Annotated in this window: 17 protein-coding genes; 6 read left to right on the top strand and 11 right to left on the bottom strand. The window is 51.4% G+C overall.

Going from position 1 to position 18,819, the window contains the following annotated elements; translation table 11 throughout:
• Positions 1-25 precede the first annotated feature (25 nt).
• Positions 26-499 carry an Lrp/AsnC family transcriptional regulator gene (locus JGC47_RS04960; RefSeq protein ID WP_004156316.1) on the bottom strand — a complete coding sequence of 158 codons (474 nt, stop codon included), beginning with the start codon at positions 497-499 and terminating at the stop codon, positions 26-28.
• A 106-nt stretch (positions 500-605) separates the two neighbouring features.
• Between JGC47_RS04960 and JGC47_RS04955 the strand changes: the two genes are divergently transcribed.
• Positions 606-1,532: a DMT family transporter gene (locus JGC47_RS04955; RefSeq protein WP_013035911.1), complete on the top strand. Its 927-nt coding sequence runs from the start codon at positions 606-608 to the stop codon at positions 1,530-1,532.
• An 81-nt stretch (positions 1,533-1,613) separates the two neighbouring features.
• Positions 1,614-2,309: a 7-cyano-7-deazaguanine synthase QueC gene (gene queC, locus JGC47_RS04950; RefSeq protein WP_004156314.1), complete on the top strand. Its 696-nt coding sequence runs from the start codon at positions 1,614-1,616 to the stop codon at positions 2,307-2,309.
• A gap of 19 nt (positions 2,310-2,328) precedes the next feature.
• On the opposite strand, the gene JGC47_RS04945 is transcribed toward queC, so the two are convergent.
• The 6 genes from JGC47_RS04945 to clpX (JGC47_RS04920) all read right to left on the bottom strand — a co-directional run bounded on the left by JGC47_RS04945 (position 2,329) and on the right by clpX (JGC47_RS04920) (position 9,701).
• Positions 2,329-2,733 (bottom strand): acyl-CoA thioesterase, encoded by a 405-nt coding sequence (locus JGC47_RS04945; protein WP_004156313.1) that lies wholly within the window; start codon positions 2,731-2,733, stop codon positions 2,329-2,331.
• Positions 2,734-2,837: 104 nt separating this feature from the next.
• Positions 2,838-3,170, bottom strand: coding sequence for a helix-hairpin-helix domain-containing protein (locus JGC47_RS04940; RefSeq protein WP_004156312.1), 333 nt, complete (start codon positions 3,168-3,170; stop codon positions 2,838-2,840).
• A gap of 140 nt (positions 3,171-3,310) precedes the next feature.
• Positions 3,311-5,182 carry a peptidylprolyl isomerase gene (ppiD, locus tag JGC47_RS04935; RefSeq protein WP_004156310.1) on the bottom strand — a complete coding sequence of 624 codons (1,872 nt, stop codon included), beginning with the start codon at positions 5,180-5,182 and terminating at the stop codon, positions 3,311-3,313.
• 221 nt (positions 5,183-5,403) lie between these two features.
• Positions 5,404-5,676, bottom strand: coding sequence for a nucleoid-associated protein HU-beta (gene hupB, locus JGC47_RS04930; protein WP_004156308.1), 273 nt, complete (start codon positions 5,674-5,676; stop codon positions 5,404-5,406).
• Between the two features lie 208 nt (positions 5,677-5,884).
• The gene (gene lon, locus JGC47_RS04925) at positions 5,885-8,239 is read right to left on the bottom strand and encodes an endopeptidase La (RefSeq protein ID WP_004156306.1); all 2,355 of its coding nucleotides are present in this window, start codon (positions 8,237-8,239) and stop codon (positions 5,885-5,887) included.
• 187 nt (positions 8,240-8,426) lie between these two features.
• Positions 8,427-9,701 carry an ATP-dependent protease ATP-binding subunit ClpX gene (clpX, locus tag JGC47_RS04920; protein ID WP_004156305.1) on the bottom strand — a complete coding sequence of 425 codons (1,275 nt, stop codon included), beginning with the start codon at positions 9,699-9,701 and terminating at the stop codon, positions 8,427-8,429.
• A gap of 313 nt (positions 9,702-10,014) precedes the next feature.
• On the opposite strand from clpX (JGC47_RS04920), the gene JGC47_RS04915 reads away from it, so the two are divergent.
• On the top strand, positions 10,015-10,611 hold the full coding sequence (locus JGC47_RS04915) for an ATP-dependent Clp protease proteolytic subunit (protein WP_004156303.1): 597 nt from the start codon (positions 10,015-10,017) through the stop codon (positions 10,609-10,611).
• 72 nt (positions 10,612-10,683) lie between these two features.
• On the opposite strand, the gene clpX (JGC47_RS04910) is transcribed toward JGC47_RS04915, so the two are convergent.
• The 4 genes from clpX (JGC47_RS04910) to bolA form a co-directional block, all read right to left on the bottom strand.
• Positions 10,684-11,958 carry an ATP-dependent protease ATP-binding subunit ClpX gene (gene clpX / locus JGC47_RS04910; protein WP_004156300.1) on the bottom strand — a complete coding sequence of 425 codons (1,275 nt, stop codon included), beginning with the start codon at positions 11,956-11,958 and terminating at the stop codon, positions 10,684-10,686.
• Between the two features lie 96 nt (positions 11,959-12,054).
• Positions 12,055-12,678: an ATP-dependent Clp endopeptidase proteolytic subunit ClpP gene (gene clpP / locus JGC47_RS04905; RefSeq protein ID WP_004156298.1), complete on the bottom strand. Its 624-nt coding sequence runs from the start codon at positions 12,676-12,678 to the stop codon at positions 12,055-12,057.
• Between the two features lie 335 nt (positions 12,679-13,013).
• Positions 13,014-14,318, bottom strand: coding sequence for a trigger factor (gene tig, locus JGC47_RS04900; RefSeq protein ID WP_004156296.1), 1,305 nt, complete (start codon positions 14,316-14,318; stop codon positions 13,014-13,016).
• Positions 14,319-14,665: 347 nt separating this feature from the next.
• Positions 14,666-14,980: a transcriptional regulator BolA gene (bolA, locus tag JGC47_RS04895; RefSeq protein ID WP_004156294.1), complete on the bottom strand. Its 315-nt coding sequence runs from the start codon at positions 14,978-14,980 to the stop codon at positions 14,666-14,668.
• 264 nt (positions 14,981-15,244) lie between these two features.
• Between bolA and JGC47_RS04890 the strand changes: the two genes are divergently transcribed.
• From JGC47_RS04890 to cyoA, 3 genes are all read left to right on the top strand, one after another.
• On the top strand, positions 15,245-15,823 hold the full coding sequence (locus JGC47_RS04890) for a lipoprotein (RefSeq protein WP_004156292.1): 579 nt from the start codon (positions 15,245-15,247) through the stop codon (positions 15,821-15,823).
• A gap of 44 nt (positions 15,824-15,867) precedes the next feature.
• The gene (gene ampG / locus JGC47_RS04885) at positions 15,868-17,355 is read left to right on the top strand and encodes a muropeptide MFS transporter AmpG (RefSeq protein ID WP_004156291.1); all 1,488 of its coding nucleotides are present in this window, start codon (positions 15,868-15,870) and stop codon (positions 17,353-17,355) included.
• A gap of 523 nt (positions 17,356-17,878) precedes the next feature.
• Positions 17,879-18,817, top strand: a complete 939-nt coding sequence (gene cyoA / locus JGC47_RS04880; protein WP_004164042.1) for a cytochrome o ubiquinol oxidase subunit II — start codon at positions 17,879-17,881, stop codon at positions 18,815-18,817.
• Positions 18,818-18,819: the final 2 nt, after the last annotated feature.

The raw sequence follows: 18,819 nt of genomic DNA, 5'->3' as shown, positions 1-18,819 counted from the left end.
CTGGATAAGTTAACGGCAGTCCCTGTCAGGGGGCAACCGGTAAAGCGGTAGTGCATTTTATTTCTTCCATGGCAAAACCAGAGGTCACATCAAGCAAGCCGGGAATGCTGTTTACCAGCTTTTTATAGAAGCCATCGTAGCTTTTCATATCGGTGACCTGTACCCGCAACAGGTAATCATATTCTCCCGCCATGCGGTAAAAACCCATCACTTCCGGCATCGCCTGTACCACAGTGACAAATTGATTGTACCAGTCACTGCTGTGTTGATGTGTTTTGATTAACACAAAGGCAGTGAGATCCAGACCGAGCTTTTCACCATTCAACAGCGCCACCCGGGCGCGAATATAGCCCTCATCCTCAAGCCTTTTCAAACGCTTCCAACATGGTGTTGTTGTCAGGTTTACGGCATCCGCCAGTATCTGAAGTGACAGGGTACAATCCTGTTGAAGCAGGTTCAAAAGCATACGGTCTTTTTTATCCAGCGCTGTTGGTAGCAAAATTTTCTCCCTGGTTGGGTAAATGCAGCAATATTATAGCAACATTTTCTCCTGGCATTGCGTTAATCTGCTGCTCTCATTTTTTTTGAATTCAGCGATGACCGGGATGAACACCAAAATTTTCCGTAAACTTATGATAACTGGACTATTTATTGCCGTCTCTCTGACCTGGGGAACCACCTGGATGGCGATGAAAATTGCCGTGGCCAGCGTACCGCCGATTTCCGCTACCGGGCTACGCTTTCTTTGCGCCGCACCGCTGCTTTTATTGTTGGCGCGTTATCAAAAAGCCCCATTGCTATTCCCCGCTGGTCAACGCGGCTTCCAGCTGTGCGTAACGCTTTTCTATTTTGCAATCCCGTTCACCCTGATGATTTACGGCGAACGCTATACCTCCTCCAGCCTGGCCGCCATTATCTTTGCCACAATGCCGGCGGCCGTTCTCGCGGCATCACTGTTTTTTTTACAGGAAAAAACAACGCTGCAACAGCTGCTTGGCCTTGGCATCAGTACCGGCGCACTGGGCACCATACTGTGGCATGAAACGCAGTCCAGCGCAGAAAGCCAGCTGCAGGGAATTCTGGCACTGGTCGCGGCGGTGCTGATCCATGCGGTGATGTACGTACAGTGTAAAAAACGCTGTGCGGGTATCTCTGTACTGAGCTACAACGCCCTACCCTGCATGGGCGCCGGGATAATTTTGACATTAGCCGGGCTGAGTGAAACACCCGATTACCAGGCTTTTACGCCACAGGCGCTGCTGGCGATAGTTTATCTTGGCGTAGTCGCTGGAGTGGGCGGCATTCTGGCCTACTTTGCTCTGCAGCAGGCGGCCAGGCCCTTCCAGGCATCGCTGGTATTTCTGGTGTTCCCGCTGATTGCCGTGGCGCTCGAAAGCAAATTGAACGGCGTCAGCATCAGCCACCAGTCACTGATGCTGTTATTGCCGTTCCTGCTGGGAATTATGCTGACACTGTATCGTGGAACACGCCAATCTGCTGCGGCCAAAGCGCAACGGGTCCTTGAACGTTAAGCATTATCGAAGACCCGGGGATACCTTTATTTGCCGCCAGGCATTACCATAGCCCCCGGAAGATAATCGGGGAGATGAAATATGAAGCGTGCAGTGGTTGTATTCAGCGGTGGACAGGACTCAACTACCTGTTTGATTCAGGCTTTACAACAGTATGACGAGGTGCACTGCGTCACCTTTGACTATGGCCAGCGCCACCGCGCTGAAATCGATGTTGCCCGACAGCTGTCAACGTTGCTGGGTGTTCGGGCGCACAAAGTGCTCGATGTCACCATGCTAAACGAACTGGCCGTCAGCAGCCTGACGCGTGATAACATTCCGGTTCCGGCTTACAATCCCGCAGCCAGTGGCCTGCCCAGCACCTTCGTCCCCGGTCGCAACCTCGTATTTTTTACCTTCGCCTCAATCTATGCTTATCAGATTGAAGCACAGGCGATCGTTACCGGTGCCTGTGAAACTGACTTCTCTGGTTACCCTGACTGCCGCAATGAATTTGTCAACGCGCTGAACCAGGCGATTAATCTGGGTATGGCTCGTGAGCTGCGCATTGAAACTCCGCTAATGTGGCTGAATAAAGCGGAAACATGGGCACTGGCCGACTACTGGCACCAGCTGCCGCTGATACGCCATCAGACACTAACCTGCTATAACGGCATCATCGGGGACGGCTGTGGCGATTGTGCCGCCTGCCATCTGCGCGCCCGCGGTTTGAGTGAATATCAGCAAAACCCTGCTGCGGTGACGCTGGAGTTGAAGCGCAAAACCGGGCTGGTCTAAAAACCTGGGCGGATGTTGATCAGCCCCCTGAGGCTAATCCGGCCAGATGTGCTTTCAACTCCCCTTCCAGCGGCTGTGCTTTTTGCGTTTTGCTATCGACGCAGACAAAGGTCAATAAGGCATCTGCGATCTCTATTCCGTCCGGCTGTAATGAAACCCGCTGTGCAACGGTGCCGCTTTTGCCGCCAAACTTCACCAGCTGGCAATCAACATCCAGCACGTCGCCCATCTTTGCCGGGCTGCGGTAGTTGATATTAATATTAACCACGACCAGCGCCAGCCCCCTCTCGCTCATCCAGCGGTAGGATCCCCCCTCTTCCAACCATGCCCAGCGGGCTTCCTCAAGAAACTCCAGATAGCGCGCGTTATTGACATGCTGGAAGACATCAAGGTGATAGCCACGCACTTTTATAACGGTTCGCATAACGATGTTCTCCACGCTGAAAGGCCACACAAACTGGTATGACCTTCAGAGATTAGCAGTCATCAATCCGATTTACAGCGCAAATGGCCGACTCAGGATGTGGATCACAGTTTGAGGTGCGCCAGATTTCGCTCCACCAACGTGTTGCCGAGACCGGGAACCTCCTTTAATTGATCTACCCCAGTAAAAGGGCCATATTTCTCGCGGTAGCTGATTATAGATTCAGCTTTCTTCAGACCGACGCCGCTCATCGCCGCCGCCAGCTCCTGCGCGCTGGCGCTATTGATACTGACCTGCGCCCCGGCTGCGCCCTTTCCTTCCGCCATTGTTTTGCCCCCGGTGACGCCCCCTTCTGGCGCGCTGGTAGTCGCTAAAGAGGGCATCGTCAGCCCGATAGCCAGGGCAAAGGTGATCGCCTTTAATCGATGATTCATCATGCTGTTTTTCCTCCATGTGTTTGACAGCTCGGCAAGCCTACGCCCGCAGCGGCAATGCGGCAAACACCCTGTGTCAGAAATGGAAAAGGCCGCATAAGCGGCCTTTAATGTTGCAATCTGTTGCAGAAAATTTACGAGGCTTATTGCGCCTGGGCCGCAGCACCGTATTTGATTTTCGCTTCTTTACGCAGATTACTGAGCATAGCTGCAAAAGCAAGCTGGGCGTTATTCTGGGTAATGCCCTGCACCAACGCCTGTTTTTGCGCTTGTGGCATCTCGCCTTTTTGCACTTTGTCGAGCGCAATCAGCACCACATTACCCTGAGCATCTTCACTGATGCCGTAGGACGACTTACCTTGCGATGGCAGTGGCAGTGAGAATGCAGCCTGAGATAATGCATCCTGGCCGGTACGCGTCAGCGTCTGTTGAGCGGCAAATCGGAGATTGGCTGCTTTCAACGCATCGTCACCTTTACCTGCTTTCAGTTCGGCCAACAGTTTGTCTGCCTGAGCTTTCGCCTGCTGTAACCCTTTCTGCTGTTTCAGCGTGTCGGTAATTTGCGCTGTCACGTCCTGTAACGCTTTTACCGCTTCGGGTTTGTGCTCGCTAATACGCAGAACGAACGCGCGATCGCCATCCACGGTAATCACGTCGGAGTTGCTGCCCGGCGCTGCGTTTTCACCTAACAATGCACCGTTAAAGATAGCGTCCTGCACCGCTTTGAACTTCAGCTCGGCTGGTATATTGTCGTGGCCAAACCAGCCTGTTTCAACGGCTTTGACTCCGGCAGCCTGCTCTGCGCTCGCCAGTGATTCATTGTCATTACTGGCTGCATCGCTGACTTTCTGTTGCAGTTTATAGAAAGCAACAACCGCTTTTTCCTGCTTCAGCTTATTGGCGATATCATCATGAACTTCGCTTAACGCTTTGACTTTCTCCGGCTGAGTATCATCGAGGCGCGCAACGATAAAACCGACGGAAGAGGTGATCACCCCGGACAACTGGCCTTTCTCTTTCAGGGCAGCCCTTTTCAGCTCGTCCGGGGTCGTCTCCGGTTCCAGCCAACCCATATCGCCGCCGTTGCGGGCCGAAATCGGATCGGCGGATTTCTCTTTTGCCAGCCTGGCAAAATCACCGCCTTTCTTCAGAACATCCAGAACTGACCGAGCTTCGGCTTCGGTTTTAGTTTGGATAATGCTGTAGCGGTTACGCTGTGGCTGGGTGTAATCACCCTGGTGCTTTTCATACCAGCTCTGGATGTCACTTTCACTTACCGGCTGCTGCATGGTCGCCGCGTCCATTTTGATGTAGCTAACGCGGAACTGCTCAGAGGACATCAGGCTGCTCTGATGTTGCTGGTAGTAGTTGGCGATCTCTTCCTGAGTCACATTCTGCTTAGCGGCCAGGGCATTGACGTTAATGGTCACTTCGCGCACCAGACGCTGCTGCGCCACCAGTGCCGCTAATGAATCTGCCTCATTGCCTAGAACAAAGTCAGTTCCTGTCACAGATTCAATAAGCTGCTGAGTGGTAAGCTGCTTACGCAACGCTTCTGCGTACTGGTCAGCAGTGAAGCCCATATTATTGATAATACTAATGTATTTTGCATTATCAAATTTACCGGCCGTCTGGAATGCGGGCTGAGTGAAGATCGCCTGTTTGATCTGATCGTCACTGATAGTCAGGCCAATGTCTTTTGCATACTGCGTGAGCAGCATTTCATCAATCAGTTGAGAAAGGGCCTGCTGACGCATCTGCTGCATGTAGCCATCATTACCCGCCAGAACAGAAAATTGTTCGCCCAACATCTGTTGCTGGCGAGCACGTTCGCTGCTGAAGGCACGTTCAAACTGCGCCCGGCTGATTTCCTGCCCGTTGACTTTGGCGGCGTAATCACCGCTGCCGCCGGTCAGGTAGCCACCTACTCCGGTAAGGACAAAGGACAGGATGATCAGACCCAATATAATTTTGAGCGCGACATGGTTTGACGCCGCGCGTAAATTGTCCATCATGGTGTGACAACACTCCGCTGTAATGTGAATGTAAAACTTGCGCTGTCGTCCCGCATTCACGAGGACGTGCTTAGCCTGTGAGACAACCGTTGTACGCGTTCGTCATTGCAAGATGAAAAAAGGCACATCAATCTACTGATGTGCCCCGTATGTTACATGAGAACGCTTTGGCGATCCTCAATCCACCGCAGAAATCTGCTGCTGCGGTGATTCAACGCACTTTAGTTTACGGCGTCCTTTAACGCTTTACCGGCACGGAAGCCCGGTACTTTTCCTGCTGCAATGGTAATTTCTTTACCCGTCTGTGGGTTGCGGCCAACGCGTTCAGCACGTTCGCGTACCGAGAAAGTACCGAAACCAACCAGCGCCACTTCGTCGCCGGCCTGCAAAGATTCTGTTACAGAACCGATAAAAGCATCCAATACACGTCCCGCTGCGGCTTTAGAAATATCAGCTTCTGCAGCAATTTTGTCGATCAACTGTGACTTATTCACTCACTCATCCCCTGTTTTATTGTTTGTACCTGAACGGGCGTTCGTCAGACTCGCGCATGCAGTTCTTTTTTATGGCTGTTGAGCCGTGGCAATCCGTAATCCTTGCCATCATTGACCTGACAGCACCCTAACTTAGCGGCCGATAAAAAGGCTGGCAAGCAACAATTTACTTACCAGCCTTAGTTTATTGTGAGTTTGCCTTAAATCGCTATTTTACCGAGGCAACCTGCATGCCATAAGGTGCATTTTGCAGCGCCAGGGCTAATACCTCTTCAATACGCTTCACCGGGTGAATATCCAGATCTGCAATCACGTTTTCCGGGATCTCTTCCAGGTCGCGCTTGTTTTCGTCCGGGATCAACACCGTTTTAATTCCACCACGGTGAGCGGCCAGCAGTTTCTCTTTTAGTCCACCAATTGGCAGGACCTGACCACGTAGCGTGATCTCACCGGTCATGGCTACATCAGCGCGCACCGGGTTACCGGTAAGACAAGAAACCAACGCGGTACACATGGCAATACCTGCACTTGGACCATCCTTTGGTGTTGCCCCTTCAGGCACATGCACATGGATGTCGCGTTTCTCGTAGAAGTCGCCATTAATACCGAGCTTTTCTGCTCTGGCGCGTACTACGGTCAATGCAGCCTGAATCGATTCCTGCATCACTTCGCCCAGCGAACCGGTGTAGGTCAGTTTTCCTTTACCCGGAACGCAAGCCGTTTCGATGGTTAACAGATCGCCACCCACTTCAGTCCATGCCAGACCAGTAACCTGACCAACGCGGTTTTCGCTGTCAGCGCGGCCATAGTCATAACGCTGTACGCCGAGATAGTCCTTCAGATTATCAGCGTTGATTTCGATATGCTTAACAGACTTGTCCATCAGCAAGGTTTTTACCGCTTTGCGGCACAGCTTGGACAGTTCACGTTCAAGACTACGCACGCCAGCTTCGCGCGTGTAATAACGAATAATACCCACAATGGCGCTATCGTCGACGATGAGCTCATGTTCTTTCAGGGCATTGCGCTCAATCTGCTTCGACAGCAGATGCTTTTTGGCGATATTGAGTTTTTCGTCTTCGGTATAACCGGAAAGGCGGATCACTTCCATACGGTCCAGCAACGGAGCCGGAATGTTCATCGAATTCGATGTTGCAACAAACATCACGTCGGAAAGATCGTAATCCACTTCCAGATAATGGTCGTTGAAAGCAATGTTTTGTTCCGGGTCGAGCACTTCCAGCAGTGCCGAGGCTGGATCGCCACGCATATCGGATGACATTTTGTCTATTTCATCCAGCAGGAACAGTGGGTTTTTTACCCCGACTTTGGCCATTTTCTGGATCAGTTTGCCCGGCATAGAACCGATATAGGTTCGACGATGACCGCGAATTTCAGCTTCATCACGCACCCCACCCAGCGCCATGCGCACGTATTTGCGACCGGTTGCCTTCGCTATAGACTGTCCCAGTGAGGTTTTACCCACGCCCGGAGGCCCGACCAGGCAGAGGATCGGACCTTTGATTTTGCTAACGCGGCTCTGCACGGCTAAATATTCAAGAATACGATCTTTAACGCGTTCCAGGCCGAAGTGGTCAGTATCCAGCGTTTCCTGCGCTTTCTGCAGGTCTTTTTTCACCTTGCTACGCGCATTCCACGGTACCTGTACCATCCAGTCGATGTAGCCACGCACTACCGTTGCTTCAGCAGACATCGGTGACATCATTTTCAGCTTCTGCAGTTCGGCTTCGGTTTTTTCACGCGCTTCTTTCGGCATTCTGGCCGCGTCGATTTTGCGTTTCAGCGCTTCGTTTTCGTCCGGTGCATCGTCCATCTCGCCCAGTTCTTTCTGAATCGCTTTCATTTGCTCATTCAGATAGTACTCACGCTGGCTTTTTTCCATCTGCTTTTTAACGCGATTGCGGATCCGTTTCTCCACCTGTAACAGGTCGATTTCCGATTCCATCATCGCCATCAGGTATTCCAGACGTTCATCCACGTCTGACATTTCCAGCACTGACTGTTTATCAGACAGCTTTAACGGCATATGAGCGGCAACGGTATCGGCAAGACGCGCAGCGTCATCAATGCTGTTAAGGGAAGTGAGCACCTCCGGCGGGATCTTTTTATTCAGTTTGATATAGCCCTCAAACTGATTGATCGCCGTGCGCACCAGCACTTCTTGCTCGCGCTCTTCAATTTCCGGAGACGTCAGATATTCAGCTTTGGCCGTAAAGTGGTCGCCATTATCCGATAAGGCGGAAATGCGCGCACGCTGTAGCCCTTCAACCAGCACTTTTACCGTGCCATCCGGCAGCTTAAGCATCTGCAAAATAGAGGCAACGGTGCCAACTGAGAAGAGGTCGTTAATACCAGGTTCATCCGTTGAAGCTTCTTTCTGAGCGACCAGCATGATCTTTTTGTCATGATCCATGGCGGCTTCAAGGCAGCGAATTGATTTTTCACGACCGACAAACAACGGAATGACCATGTGCGGATAAACCACTACGTCACGCAACGGCAACACAGGGATTTCAATGCGTTCAGAACGCTCAGGATTCATAGAGCTCTCTCTTAGTTTAATTTCCGCCAGGGTAAGGGGAACCGCACCATCAAAAGAGTGCAGTTTAACCCACAGGTATCTGAGTATATGGGGATGAATGGAATAGATTCAATGTTGCGAGAGGAGAAAAGTACCAGGGGGATGCATTTCCCCCCCGGACCTTAACTCACTGGATTAATTTGGTTATTTATTCACCAGACACCTGCTGAACGTCCGATTTACCATAAATTAGCAGCGGCTGGCTTTCACCGGAGATGACCGACTCGTCGATGACCACTTTTTCCACGTCATCCACCGACGGCAGATCGTACATGGTGTCCAGCAGTGCGCCCTCCACGATTGAGCGCAGCCCGCGCGCACCGGTTTTACGCAGCATCGCCTTGTTGGCAATGGCTTTCAGCGCTTCTTCCCGGAATTCCAGCTCTACTCCTTCAAGATTAAACAGCGCCTGGTACTGTTTGGTCAGCGCGTTTTTCGGCTCGCACAGGATCTGTATCAGCGCTTCCTCGCTTAGCTCGCTTAGCGTTGCCACCACCGGCAGTCGGCCGATAAATTCCGGGATCAGACCGAATTTAATCAGGTCCTCAGGCTCCACCTGGGCCAGCAGCTCGCCTTCTGTCGCTTTCTCTGACTTGCCTTTTACCGACGCGCTAAAGCCAATGCCGATGCCGCTGTCCACGCGCTGTGAGACGACCTTGTCCAGCCCGGCAAACGCACCGCCGCAGATAAACAGGATCTTCGAGGTGTCCACCTGCAGAAACTCCTGCTGCGGATGCTTGCGCCCGCCCTGTGGCGGAACCGCTGCCACCGTCCCTTCAATCAGCTTCAGCAGCGCCTGCTGCACGCCTTCGCCCGACACGTCACGGGTAATTGACGGGTTGTCCGACTTGCGCGAAATCTTGTCGATTTCGTCAATGTACACGATGCCGCGCTGAGCCTTTTGCACGTCGTAGTCGCACTTCTGCAGCAGCTTCTGAATGATGTTTTCCACATCTTCACCGACGTAGCCCGCTTCGGTCAGCGTGGTGGCGTCCGCCATGGTGAACGGCACGTCCAGCAGCCGTGCCATCGTTTCGGCCAGCAGGGTTTTACCGCTACCCGTTGGGCCAATCAGCAAAATATTGCTTTTGCCCAGCTCAATACCGTTACTGGTGTCGCCGTTACGCAGACGTTTATAGTGGTTGTAAACCGCTACCGACAGCACCTTCTTGGCGCGTTCCTGGCCAACAACATAGTCGTCAAGATGGTGGCGGATTTCATGCGGCGTGGGCAACGAACTGCGCTCGCGGTGCGGCGCAATCTCTTTGATCTCTTCACGAATGATGTCGTTACATAAGTCCACGCATTCATCGCAGATGTAGACTGACGGGCCGGCAATCAGCTTGCGCACTTCGTGCTGGCTTTTGCCGCAGAAAGAGCAGTACAGCAGCTTCCCTGAACCGTCTTTACGCTTCTCTGTCATCAGTTAGCCTCATAGCAGGTTCACCACAGATCCGAAGTGATCTGTCGCAATTCACACCATTGTTAAACATTAATATAGCCCATTTTGCTGCTTAGTAGTGAGAACAACGCCGGTCTCCACTTTATACAGGGGGCAGAAAGCACATTTAGCATGCGCTACGGCTGAATCGGCCTAAATAAGAAAAACCTCATCAGAAGATCATCTAAAATGCTGTTCTGAATGATGAATAAGAGATGATATCAGGGTTGATTCAGCTGCTAACTGGATTATGCTAAACTCTGGTCACTTTACATTTATCAGATGGAGTTTAAGCATGTCTGAAGAGCCAGAGAAAAAAGAAGAAAACGGCCAGGAAGAGAAGAATTCAGCGCTGGCAGTGAATAAACTGCTGCAGTCACGCTCTGTTATCATATCAGGTGAGATTAATCAGGCGCTCGCCGAGAAAGTTACCGCTCAGTTGCTGGTCCTGCAGGAGATGGGCGACGAGCCGATCAAGCTGTTTATCAACAGCCAGGGGGGCCATGTTGAAGCCGGTGATACCATTCATGACATGATCAAATTTGTGAAACCGAAAGTGCTGGTTATCGGCACCGGTTGGGTAGCCAGCGCCGGTATCACTATTTTCCTTGCGGCTGATAAAGAAAATCGTTACACGCTGCCTAATACCCGCTTTATGATCCATCAGCCGCTGGGCGGCGTTCGTGGCAAGGTTTCAGATATTGAAATTGAAGCGAAAGAACTGCTGCGGGCGCGTGAACGTATCAATCAGTTGATCAGTAAAGCGACGGGGCAGCCACTTGAGAAGGTGGAAAAGGACACCGACAGCAACTACTGGATGAGCCCGGAGCAGGCCATTGACTACGGGATTGCCACCCACGTCATCAGCCAGTGGGATGAGCTAAAAGCCTGATACGCTTCAGCCCGATATAAAGACGGCCCGCTTCTGTTACTGCGGGCCGTTTTTATTGAAACAACATATGGATTACTCTCCAGATGCCTGCTGGGTATCTCCCTTGCTGTAAATCAGCAGCGGCTGGCTTTCACCGGAGATGACCGACTCGTCGATGACCACTTTTTCCACGTCATCCACCGACGGCAGATCGTACATGGTGTCCAGCAGTGCGCCCTCCACGATTGAGCGCAGCCCGCGCGCACCGGTTTTACGCAGCATCGCCTTGTTGGCAATGGCTTTCAGCGCTTCTTCCCGGAATTCCAGCTCTACCCCTTCCAGATTAAACAGCGCCTGGTACTGTTTGGTCAGCGCGTTTTTCGGCTCGCGCAGGATCTGTATCAGCGCTTCCTCGCTTAGCTCGCTTAGCGTTGCCACCACCGGCAGTCGGCCGATAAATTCCGGGATCAGACCGAATTTAATCAGGTCCTCAGGCTCCACCTGGGCCAGCAGCTCGCCTTCTGTCGCTTTCTCTGACTTGCCTTTTACCGACGCGCTAAAGCCGATGCCGATGCCGCTGTCCACGCGCTGTGAGACGACCTTGTCCAGCCCGGCAAACGCACCGCCGCAGATAAACAGGATCTTCGAGGTGTCCACCTGCAGAAACTCCTGCTGCGGATGCTTGCGCCCGCCCTGTGGCGGAACCGCTGCCACCGTCCCTTCAATCAGCTTCAGCAGCGCCTGCTGCACGCCTTCGCCCGACACGTCACGGGTAATTGACGGGTTATCCGACTTGCGCGAAATCTTGTCGATTTCGTCAATGTACACGATGCCGCGCTGAGCCTTTTGCACGTCGTAGTCGCACTTCTGCAGCAGCTTCTGAATGATGTTTTCCACATCTTCACCGACGTAGCCCGCTTCGGTCAGCGTGGTGGCGTCCGCCATGGTGAACGGCACGTCCAGCAGCCGTGCCATCGTTTCGGCCAGCAGGGTTTTACCGCTACCCGTTGGGCCAATCAGCAAAATATTGCTTTTGCCCAGCTCAATACCGTTACTGGTATCGCCGTTACGCAAACGTTTATAGTGGTTGTAAACCGCTACCGACAGCACCTTCTTGGCGCGTTCCTGGCCAACAACATAGTCGTCAAGATGGTGGCGGATTTCATGCGGCGTGGGCAACGAACTGCGCTCGCGGTGCGGCGCAATCTCTTTGATCTCTTCACGAATGATGTCGTTACATAAGTCCACGCATTCATCGCAGACATATACTGACGGGCCGGCAATCAGCTTACGCACTTCATGCTGGCTTTTGCCGCAAAAAGAGCAGTACAGCAGCTTCCCTGAACCGTCTTTGCGTTTATCGGTCATTTACTTCCCTCTCTTTATCGCGCCTATCTTCCCCCGGGGGGAGTTAAGCAGGCCGTCACCTCGGCAGGCAACGGCTGTCTGTCACAACTTGCATAATTAGTTACGCTGGGATAGTACAGAATCCACCAAACCATACTCGACGGATTCACTGGCCGACAGGAAGCGATCGCGATTGGTATCACGCTCGATGTTTTCAATTGTCTGCCCGGTGTGTTTTGCCATCAGCTCATTCATCATCTGCTTCGTTTTGATAATTTCACGCGCATGGATATCGATATCTGACGCTTGCCCCTGGAAACCGCCCAGCGGCTGGTGGATCATCACGCGCGAATTAGGCAAACAGTAGCGCTTTCCTTTCGCACCCGCTGTCAGCAGAAAAGCTCCCATAGAACAGGCCTGCCCCATACAGATGGTGCTGACATCCGGCTTAATGAACTGCATGGTATCGTAAATCGACATTCCTGCAGTGATCACGCCACCGGGGGAATTGATATAAAGATGAATATCCTTTTCTGGATTCTCCGCTTCCAGGAACAACATTTGCGCGACAATCAGGTTGGCCATGTGGTCTTCAACCTGACCAGTCAGAAAAATAATGCGCTCTTTAAGCAGGCGCGAGTAGATGTCGTACGAACGCTCTCCGCGAGAGGTTTGTTCGACCACCATCGGCACCAAGGCCATATGAGGTGCAGTTAATTCACGTTCGCCACTGTATGACATTACCATCTCCTGGACATATTTCATTAGGCAACACTCTGTAGCGATTCTACTTGAGAGCGATCAGGAACACTATGATTACTGGCCTGACAACCCGACGCCATCCGGACAACGAATTGGGCCTGATGATTTCATTGTAACCATTTGGGGATCTTCCCCTGCTATTTCAAGCATAACAACGTTTTTATCAACTGCTAACCAGGAAAAGCAGCTTAGCGGATAATTTGCGGAGTAAATGAGCAATTAACTGTCAAAAGTGCTCGCTGGCCGTGCTATAGACAAGCAAAAGCCCGCAACCGGATAGTTGCGGGCTTTTATCATCACCAGAAAGTCTGAGATCAGGCCGTCGCGGTCTGGTTCATTAGTTCCTGGAAATTTGTCGCTTTTTCGGTCACTTTCGCTTTTTCCAACACGGCTTCAACAGCCTGCTCTTCAAGCGCGACGTTACGCATATTGTTCATCAGCTCGGTGTTTTTGCTGTAGAACTCGATCACTTCTGACGGATCTTCATATGCGGAAGCCATCTCTTCGATCAGCGCTTTAACGCGGTCTTCGTCAGCTTTAAGCTCGTGGGTACGAATCACTTCGCCCAGCAGCAGGCCAACCACGACACGACGCTTAGCCTGCTCTTCGAACAGCTCACGAGGTAGTTCAAGAGCCTGTTTCTCATCACCACCGAAGCGCTGTGCTGCCTGACGTTTGAGAACATCGATCTCACCGTCAACCAGAGCCGCAGGAACGTCGATGTCATTGGCTTTCACCAGCCCATCGATTGCCTGAGTCTTCACGCGGTTACGTACGGCACCTTTCAGTTCACGCTGCATGTTCTTACGCACTTCTGCACGCAGACCATCCAGAGAACCCGCTTCAACGCCGAAACGCTTGATGAACTCTTCAGTGAGCTCTGGCAGTTCGCGTTCTTCAACTTTCTTCAGCACGATGTCAAACTTCGCTGCTTTACCTTTCAGATTTTCAGCGTGGTAATCTTCCGGGAAGTTAACGTCGATGGTGAACGTTTCCCCTGCTTTGTGACCGACAACGCCTTCTTCAAAGCCTGGGATCATGCGACCCTGGCCCATCGCCAGCACAAAGTCGGACGCTTTGCCGCCTTCGAACTCTTCACCGTCTACGGAGCCGGTAAAGTCGATGGTAGCGCGGTCTTCAGCAGTCGCTGCTGCATCGGTTTCTTTCCAGGTGGCCTGCTGCTTGCGCAGCGTATCCAGCATGGTATCAACGTCAGCTTCTGTCACTTCCACAACCGGTTTTTCAACTTCGATGGCATCCAGCCCCTGCAGCTCGACTTCAGGGTAAACTTCAAACTCGGCAGAGAAAGTGAAGTCTTCACCGATTTTATATTCGCCTGGCACATACTGAGGCGCGCCAGCCGGATTAATTTTTTCTTTGATGATCGCATCAACAAAGTTGCGCTGCATCAGATCGCCCAGAACGTCCTGGCGAACGGATGCACCGTAACGCTGCGCCACAACGGTCATCGGCACTTTACCTTTACGGAAACCGTCGATACGTACTTTCTTAGCTACGCTGACCAGCTCATTTTTCACCGCGTTTTCGATCACATCTTTATCAACGGTAATCGTTACGCGACGGCCCAGGCCCTGAGTTGTTTCTACTGAAACTTGCATCTTATTACCTCAAAAAATCACGTGCTCGGTCAACTTCAGACGCACCCTGTCTTTATTCTCAAGGTGCATCTAACAACCGGGACGGCTTCTGATGCCAGAACCACATTCCCTGTTAACAAAAGCGTCCCGAAGACATAGCGGAAAAATAGACGCAGCATTATAGCGGCAACATCCTGACGAGTCGAGGCATCACGATGACTCGAACCGCGCAACTTCTTACATTTTTGTCATCAAAACGTAATATTTCGCTACCGACCATTGTATTTAAGCTTAATCAACAAAAGGCCACCTCAAAAACAGGTGGCCAGACTGATGATAACGTTCTTCGTCAACGCGTTTAGCGTATGTTAAGACAGGATGCCGGCACCACGGCAGTTGGGCGATGCCGGCACCGTATCCTGCAATGCTTCCCACTCTTTTAGCGTGTAACTGTGCAGGGCCAGCGCGTGCACGCTGCCTGCCAGTTCTTCAGCCAACACGGCGTAAATAGCACGGTGCCGGGAAAGCAGACGATGATCGTTAAAGCTTTCGCTAACGATAACCACCTTAAAATGACTTTCCGCCCCCGCAGGCACGTTGTGACGATAGCTTTCGTCTTGCACCTCAAGATGCACCGGAGAAAACGCCGTACGTAACTTATCTTCTATTTCTTCACGGACCATAACAGGACTCCTCTGATGCAGCGATCAACTCTCTATCCCTGTAAATCGTAGTCGTTTTCAGATAAAACTGACTATATGTAACACGTTTAATCAGCGCACGGCGAAAAGTGAATGAATCCGTTGCAACATAGCGCCGGTATTGGAGTCAAACCGCCGATGGCAGCGCAATGAATTTACGCGCTACAGGGGTTCCTCTGCTGGCAGGCAATGATATGATGGCCGCAGTTTTATCAGCAATACTTTTCACGCAATCGAGAAAAAAGCATGTTAAAAAAAATCATCTTCCCTCTGCTGGCTGTATTTGTTCTGGCTGGCTGTGCAAGTAACAGCAATACGCTTGATGTTTCACCGAAAATTCAGTTGCCACAGCGTGATCCCGCCCTTATGGCTACCACTGTCAGCATTAATGGTGCCGACAGGCGCAGCGATCAGGCACTGGCCAAAGTCAATCGCGATGGTCAGTTGGTGACGCTTACGCCTTCACGCGATCTGCGTTTCCTGCTGCAGGAAACCCTGGAAAAACAGATGACAGCACGCGGTTATATGGTCGGGCCTGCCGGTGCGGTTGACCTGCAAATCGTCGTGAATAACCTTTATGCCGACGTTACACAGGGCAACGTCCGTTACAGCATTACCACTAAAGCGGATATTTCAATCATCGCCACCGCCAAAAATGGCAGTAAGCAGGTGAAGAACTATCGTCAGACTAACAGCGTTGAAGGCGCGTTTTCCGCAACCAACGACAAAATCACTCAGGTTGTTAACAACGCCTTAGGCGATGTGATAGCCGATATGGCACAGGACACCAGCGTGACTGAATTTATTAAACAAAACGCGCGTTAATCCTCTCCGGCCCGGCAGGAAGCCGGGCCTGATTTAAGGTTCGTATGTCCAATCAATATTTGCAGATTTTTACGCGGCGTAACAGCGCCCTTCTGTTATTACTCGGTTTTTCTTCCGGCCTTCCGCTGGCTCTGACTTCAGGCACATTGCAGGCATGGATGGCAGTCGAGAATGTCGACATCAGAACTATCGGCTTCTTTTCCCTGGTCGGCCAGGCATACGTCTTCAAGTTTATCTGGTCACCGTTGATGGATCGTTACACGTTGCCGTTTCTGGGCCGCAGGCGTGGCTGGTTGCTTGTTACACAACTATTATTAACGGCCGGTATTGCGCTGATGGGCTTTATGCAGCCGTCTCACGATTTGACCTTACTGGCGTCGCTGGCTGTGCTGATAGCATTCTGTTCGGCATCTCAGGATATTGTATTTGATGCGTGGAAAACTGACGTACTTACGGTGGCAGAACGAGGTAGCGGTGCAGCAATAAGCGTTCTGGGATACCGCCTGGCGATGTTGGTTTCCGGGGGGCTGGCGTTATGGTTGGCCGATCGTTTTCTTGGCTGGCAGGCAATCTGGTGGCTGATGGCCGCGATGATGCTGCCCGGAATTATCGCCACACTGCTGGCGAGAGAACCAGAAGATGCCATGGCGCGGCCGCGTTCGCTGGAGGAGGCTGTATTTGCCCCGCTGGGCGACTTCTTCCATCGTAATAATGCCTGGCTGATCCTGTCGCTGATTGTGCTGTACAAGCTGGGTGACGCTTTCGCGGCCAGCCTGAATACCATTTTTCTTATCCGCGGCGTTGGATTTAATGCAGGTGACGTCGGACTGGTCAACAAAACTCTGGGGCTGGTGGCGACAATTATTGGTGCTCTGGCTGGCGGGTTGTTAATGCAACGCCTTAGCCTGTTTCGTGCGCTGATGCTGTTTGGCATTTTGCAGGCGGTTTCCAATCTTGGCTACTGGCTGCTGTCGGTGACCGACAAAAACCTGTTCAATATGGCTACCGCCGTTGCCGTCGAAAATCTGTGTGGCGGTATGGGTACTGCCGCCTTTGTGGCGTTGTTAATGACCTTATGCAACCGATCGTATTCCGCCACGCAGTTTGCCCTGCTTTCTGCACTTTCTGCGGTTGGGCGCGTTTATGTTGGGCCGGTCGCAGGCTGGTTTGTTCAAAGTTGGGGTTGGTCGACCTTTTATGCTTTCACCGTGGTGGCAGCATTACCGGGCCTGCTATTGCTGGCGGGATGTAAATCTACGCTGGAATATGCGCAAAATCATGGCGATTTTCCGCCGCGTAGCACCTGGCTATCGGGCTATCGCTGGGCGCTGCGCGCACTGCTATGCGGTAGCGTGCTGCTCGCTGGCTGGCTACTGTTACTGGTGCTGGAAGCGTTGGGATGGTTAGCGGTTAGCGGATTTAGCAACGTGCTATTTGAAATCGGCATTTTATTGCTGCTGGGTGCCATCGTCCTGGGTACGTCGCTGGATTACTTTACAACACGCAAAAATCGTGATTCGTCAATAACATAGTGTAAAACCTTCTGTAAAAGCGATGGCTAAGCCAGCCATTGCCGGGGGCTGGCTTAACCAATTGGCTTTATTGCGTTCAGAGTCAATCACGTTCAGATATCACCTTGACGCCCACTCTTAACTTATTGGCAGAATTTATTTTTGAGCAATTTTTGCGGTTTTTTTTCCAGTCGGTGTATCATTAATCATCTTACTTTGCATTATAAATGACCGATTAGTTATCGGTTAAGGTTAAATATAAACGCCAACATGATAAATTTATGTTAAATAATTGGTGCATTATTTGACTGGTTATAGCTGATACAATTTTTGCAAGGTTATTTAAATCAGATTTTGTTATATTAGCGCCAACCCTTTGCCAGCATTCATATTTTGTCACCTCCGGCAACAGTTGTGACAGCGTTTGCAAAAGGAGTCAACGCGCTGCTGACACAACCTGTTGCAGGTTTACAGTACAGAAACCTTCCCGTAAAATGCCGCCACACTTAAACGACAATAGAGCCCTTGTCATTGAGGTCGTTAAATGAGACTCAGTAAATACAATAAAAGTTTGGGGATTTTGTCATTAATCGCAAGCATGGTTTTGCTAAGTGGTTGTGATAGTGCGTTATTGAATCCCAAAGGACAGATTGCATTGGAACAACGCTCGCTGATTCTGACGGCTTTCGGCCTGATGATGATCGTTGTTATTCCAGCAGTCTTGATGGCCGTAGTGTTTGCCTGGAAGTATCGGGCTTCTAACGCTAACGCGAAATACAGCCCAAACTGGTCACACTCGAATAAAGTGGAAGCCGTAGTATGGACTGTACCCATCTTAATCATTGTTTTCCTTGGCATTCTGACGTGGAAATCAACCCACGCTCTGGAACCAAGTAAGCCACTGGCATCTGATGCTAAACCTGTCGAGATCGAAGTCGTGTCACTTGACTGGAAATGGTTGTTCATTTACCCGGAACAGGGTATTGCCACCGTTAACCAGATTGCTTTCCCGGCTAACCGCCCTGTGAGCTTCAAGATTACCTCGAACTCCGTCATGAACTCCTTCTTTATCCCAACCCTCGGTAGCCAGATTTACGCTATGGCGGGCATTCAGACGAAACTGCATCTCATTGCGAATGAAGCCGGAACCTTCGACGGTATCTCTTCCAGCTTCAGTGGTAGCGGATTCTCTGGTATGAAATTTAAAGCGATTGCTACTCCTGACGAAGCAACTTTTGACCAGTGGGTTGCAAAAGCAAAACAGTCTCCAGATACCCTCATGACAATGGATGATTTTACCAAGCTGGCTGCGCCCAGCGAAAATCACCCGGTGGAATTCTTCTCAAGTGTGAAACCTGAACTGTTCAAAGATATCATTGGCCAGTTCCAGATGAACCACGGCGGAAGCATGGAAATGTCTCACGGTAAAGGCCATGAAGGCATGGATATGAGCAACACCGCTCACGCGGGAGCCGAGGAATAATA

This window comes from Erwinia amylovora (assembly GCF_017161565.1).
Taxonomy (GTDB): Bacteria; Pseudomonadota; Gammaproteobacteria; order Enterobacterales; family Enterobacteriaceae; genus Erwinia; species Erwinia amylovora.
Note: the sequence above shows the minus strand (reverse complement) of the source record. Positions and strands in the feature narration are given on the sequence as shown.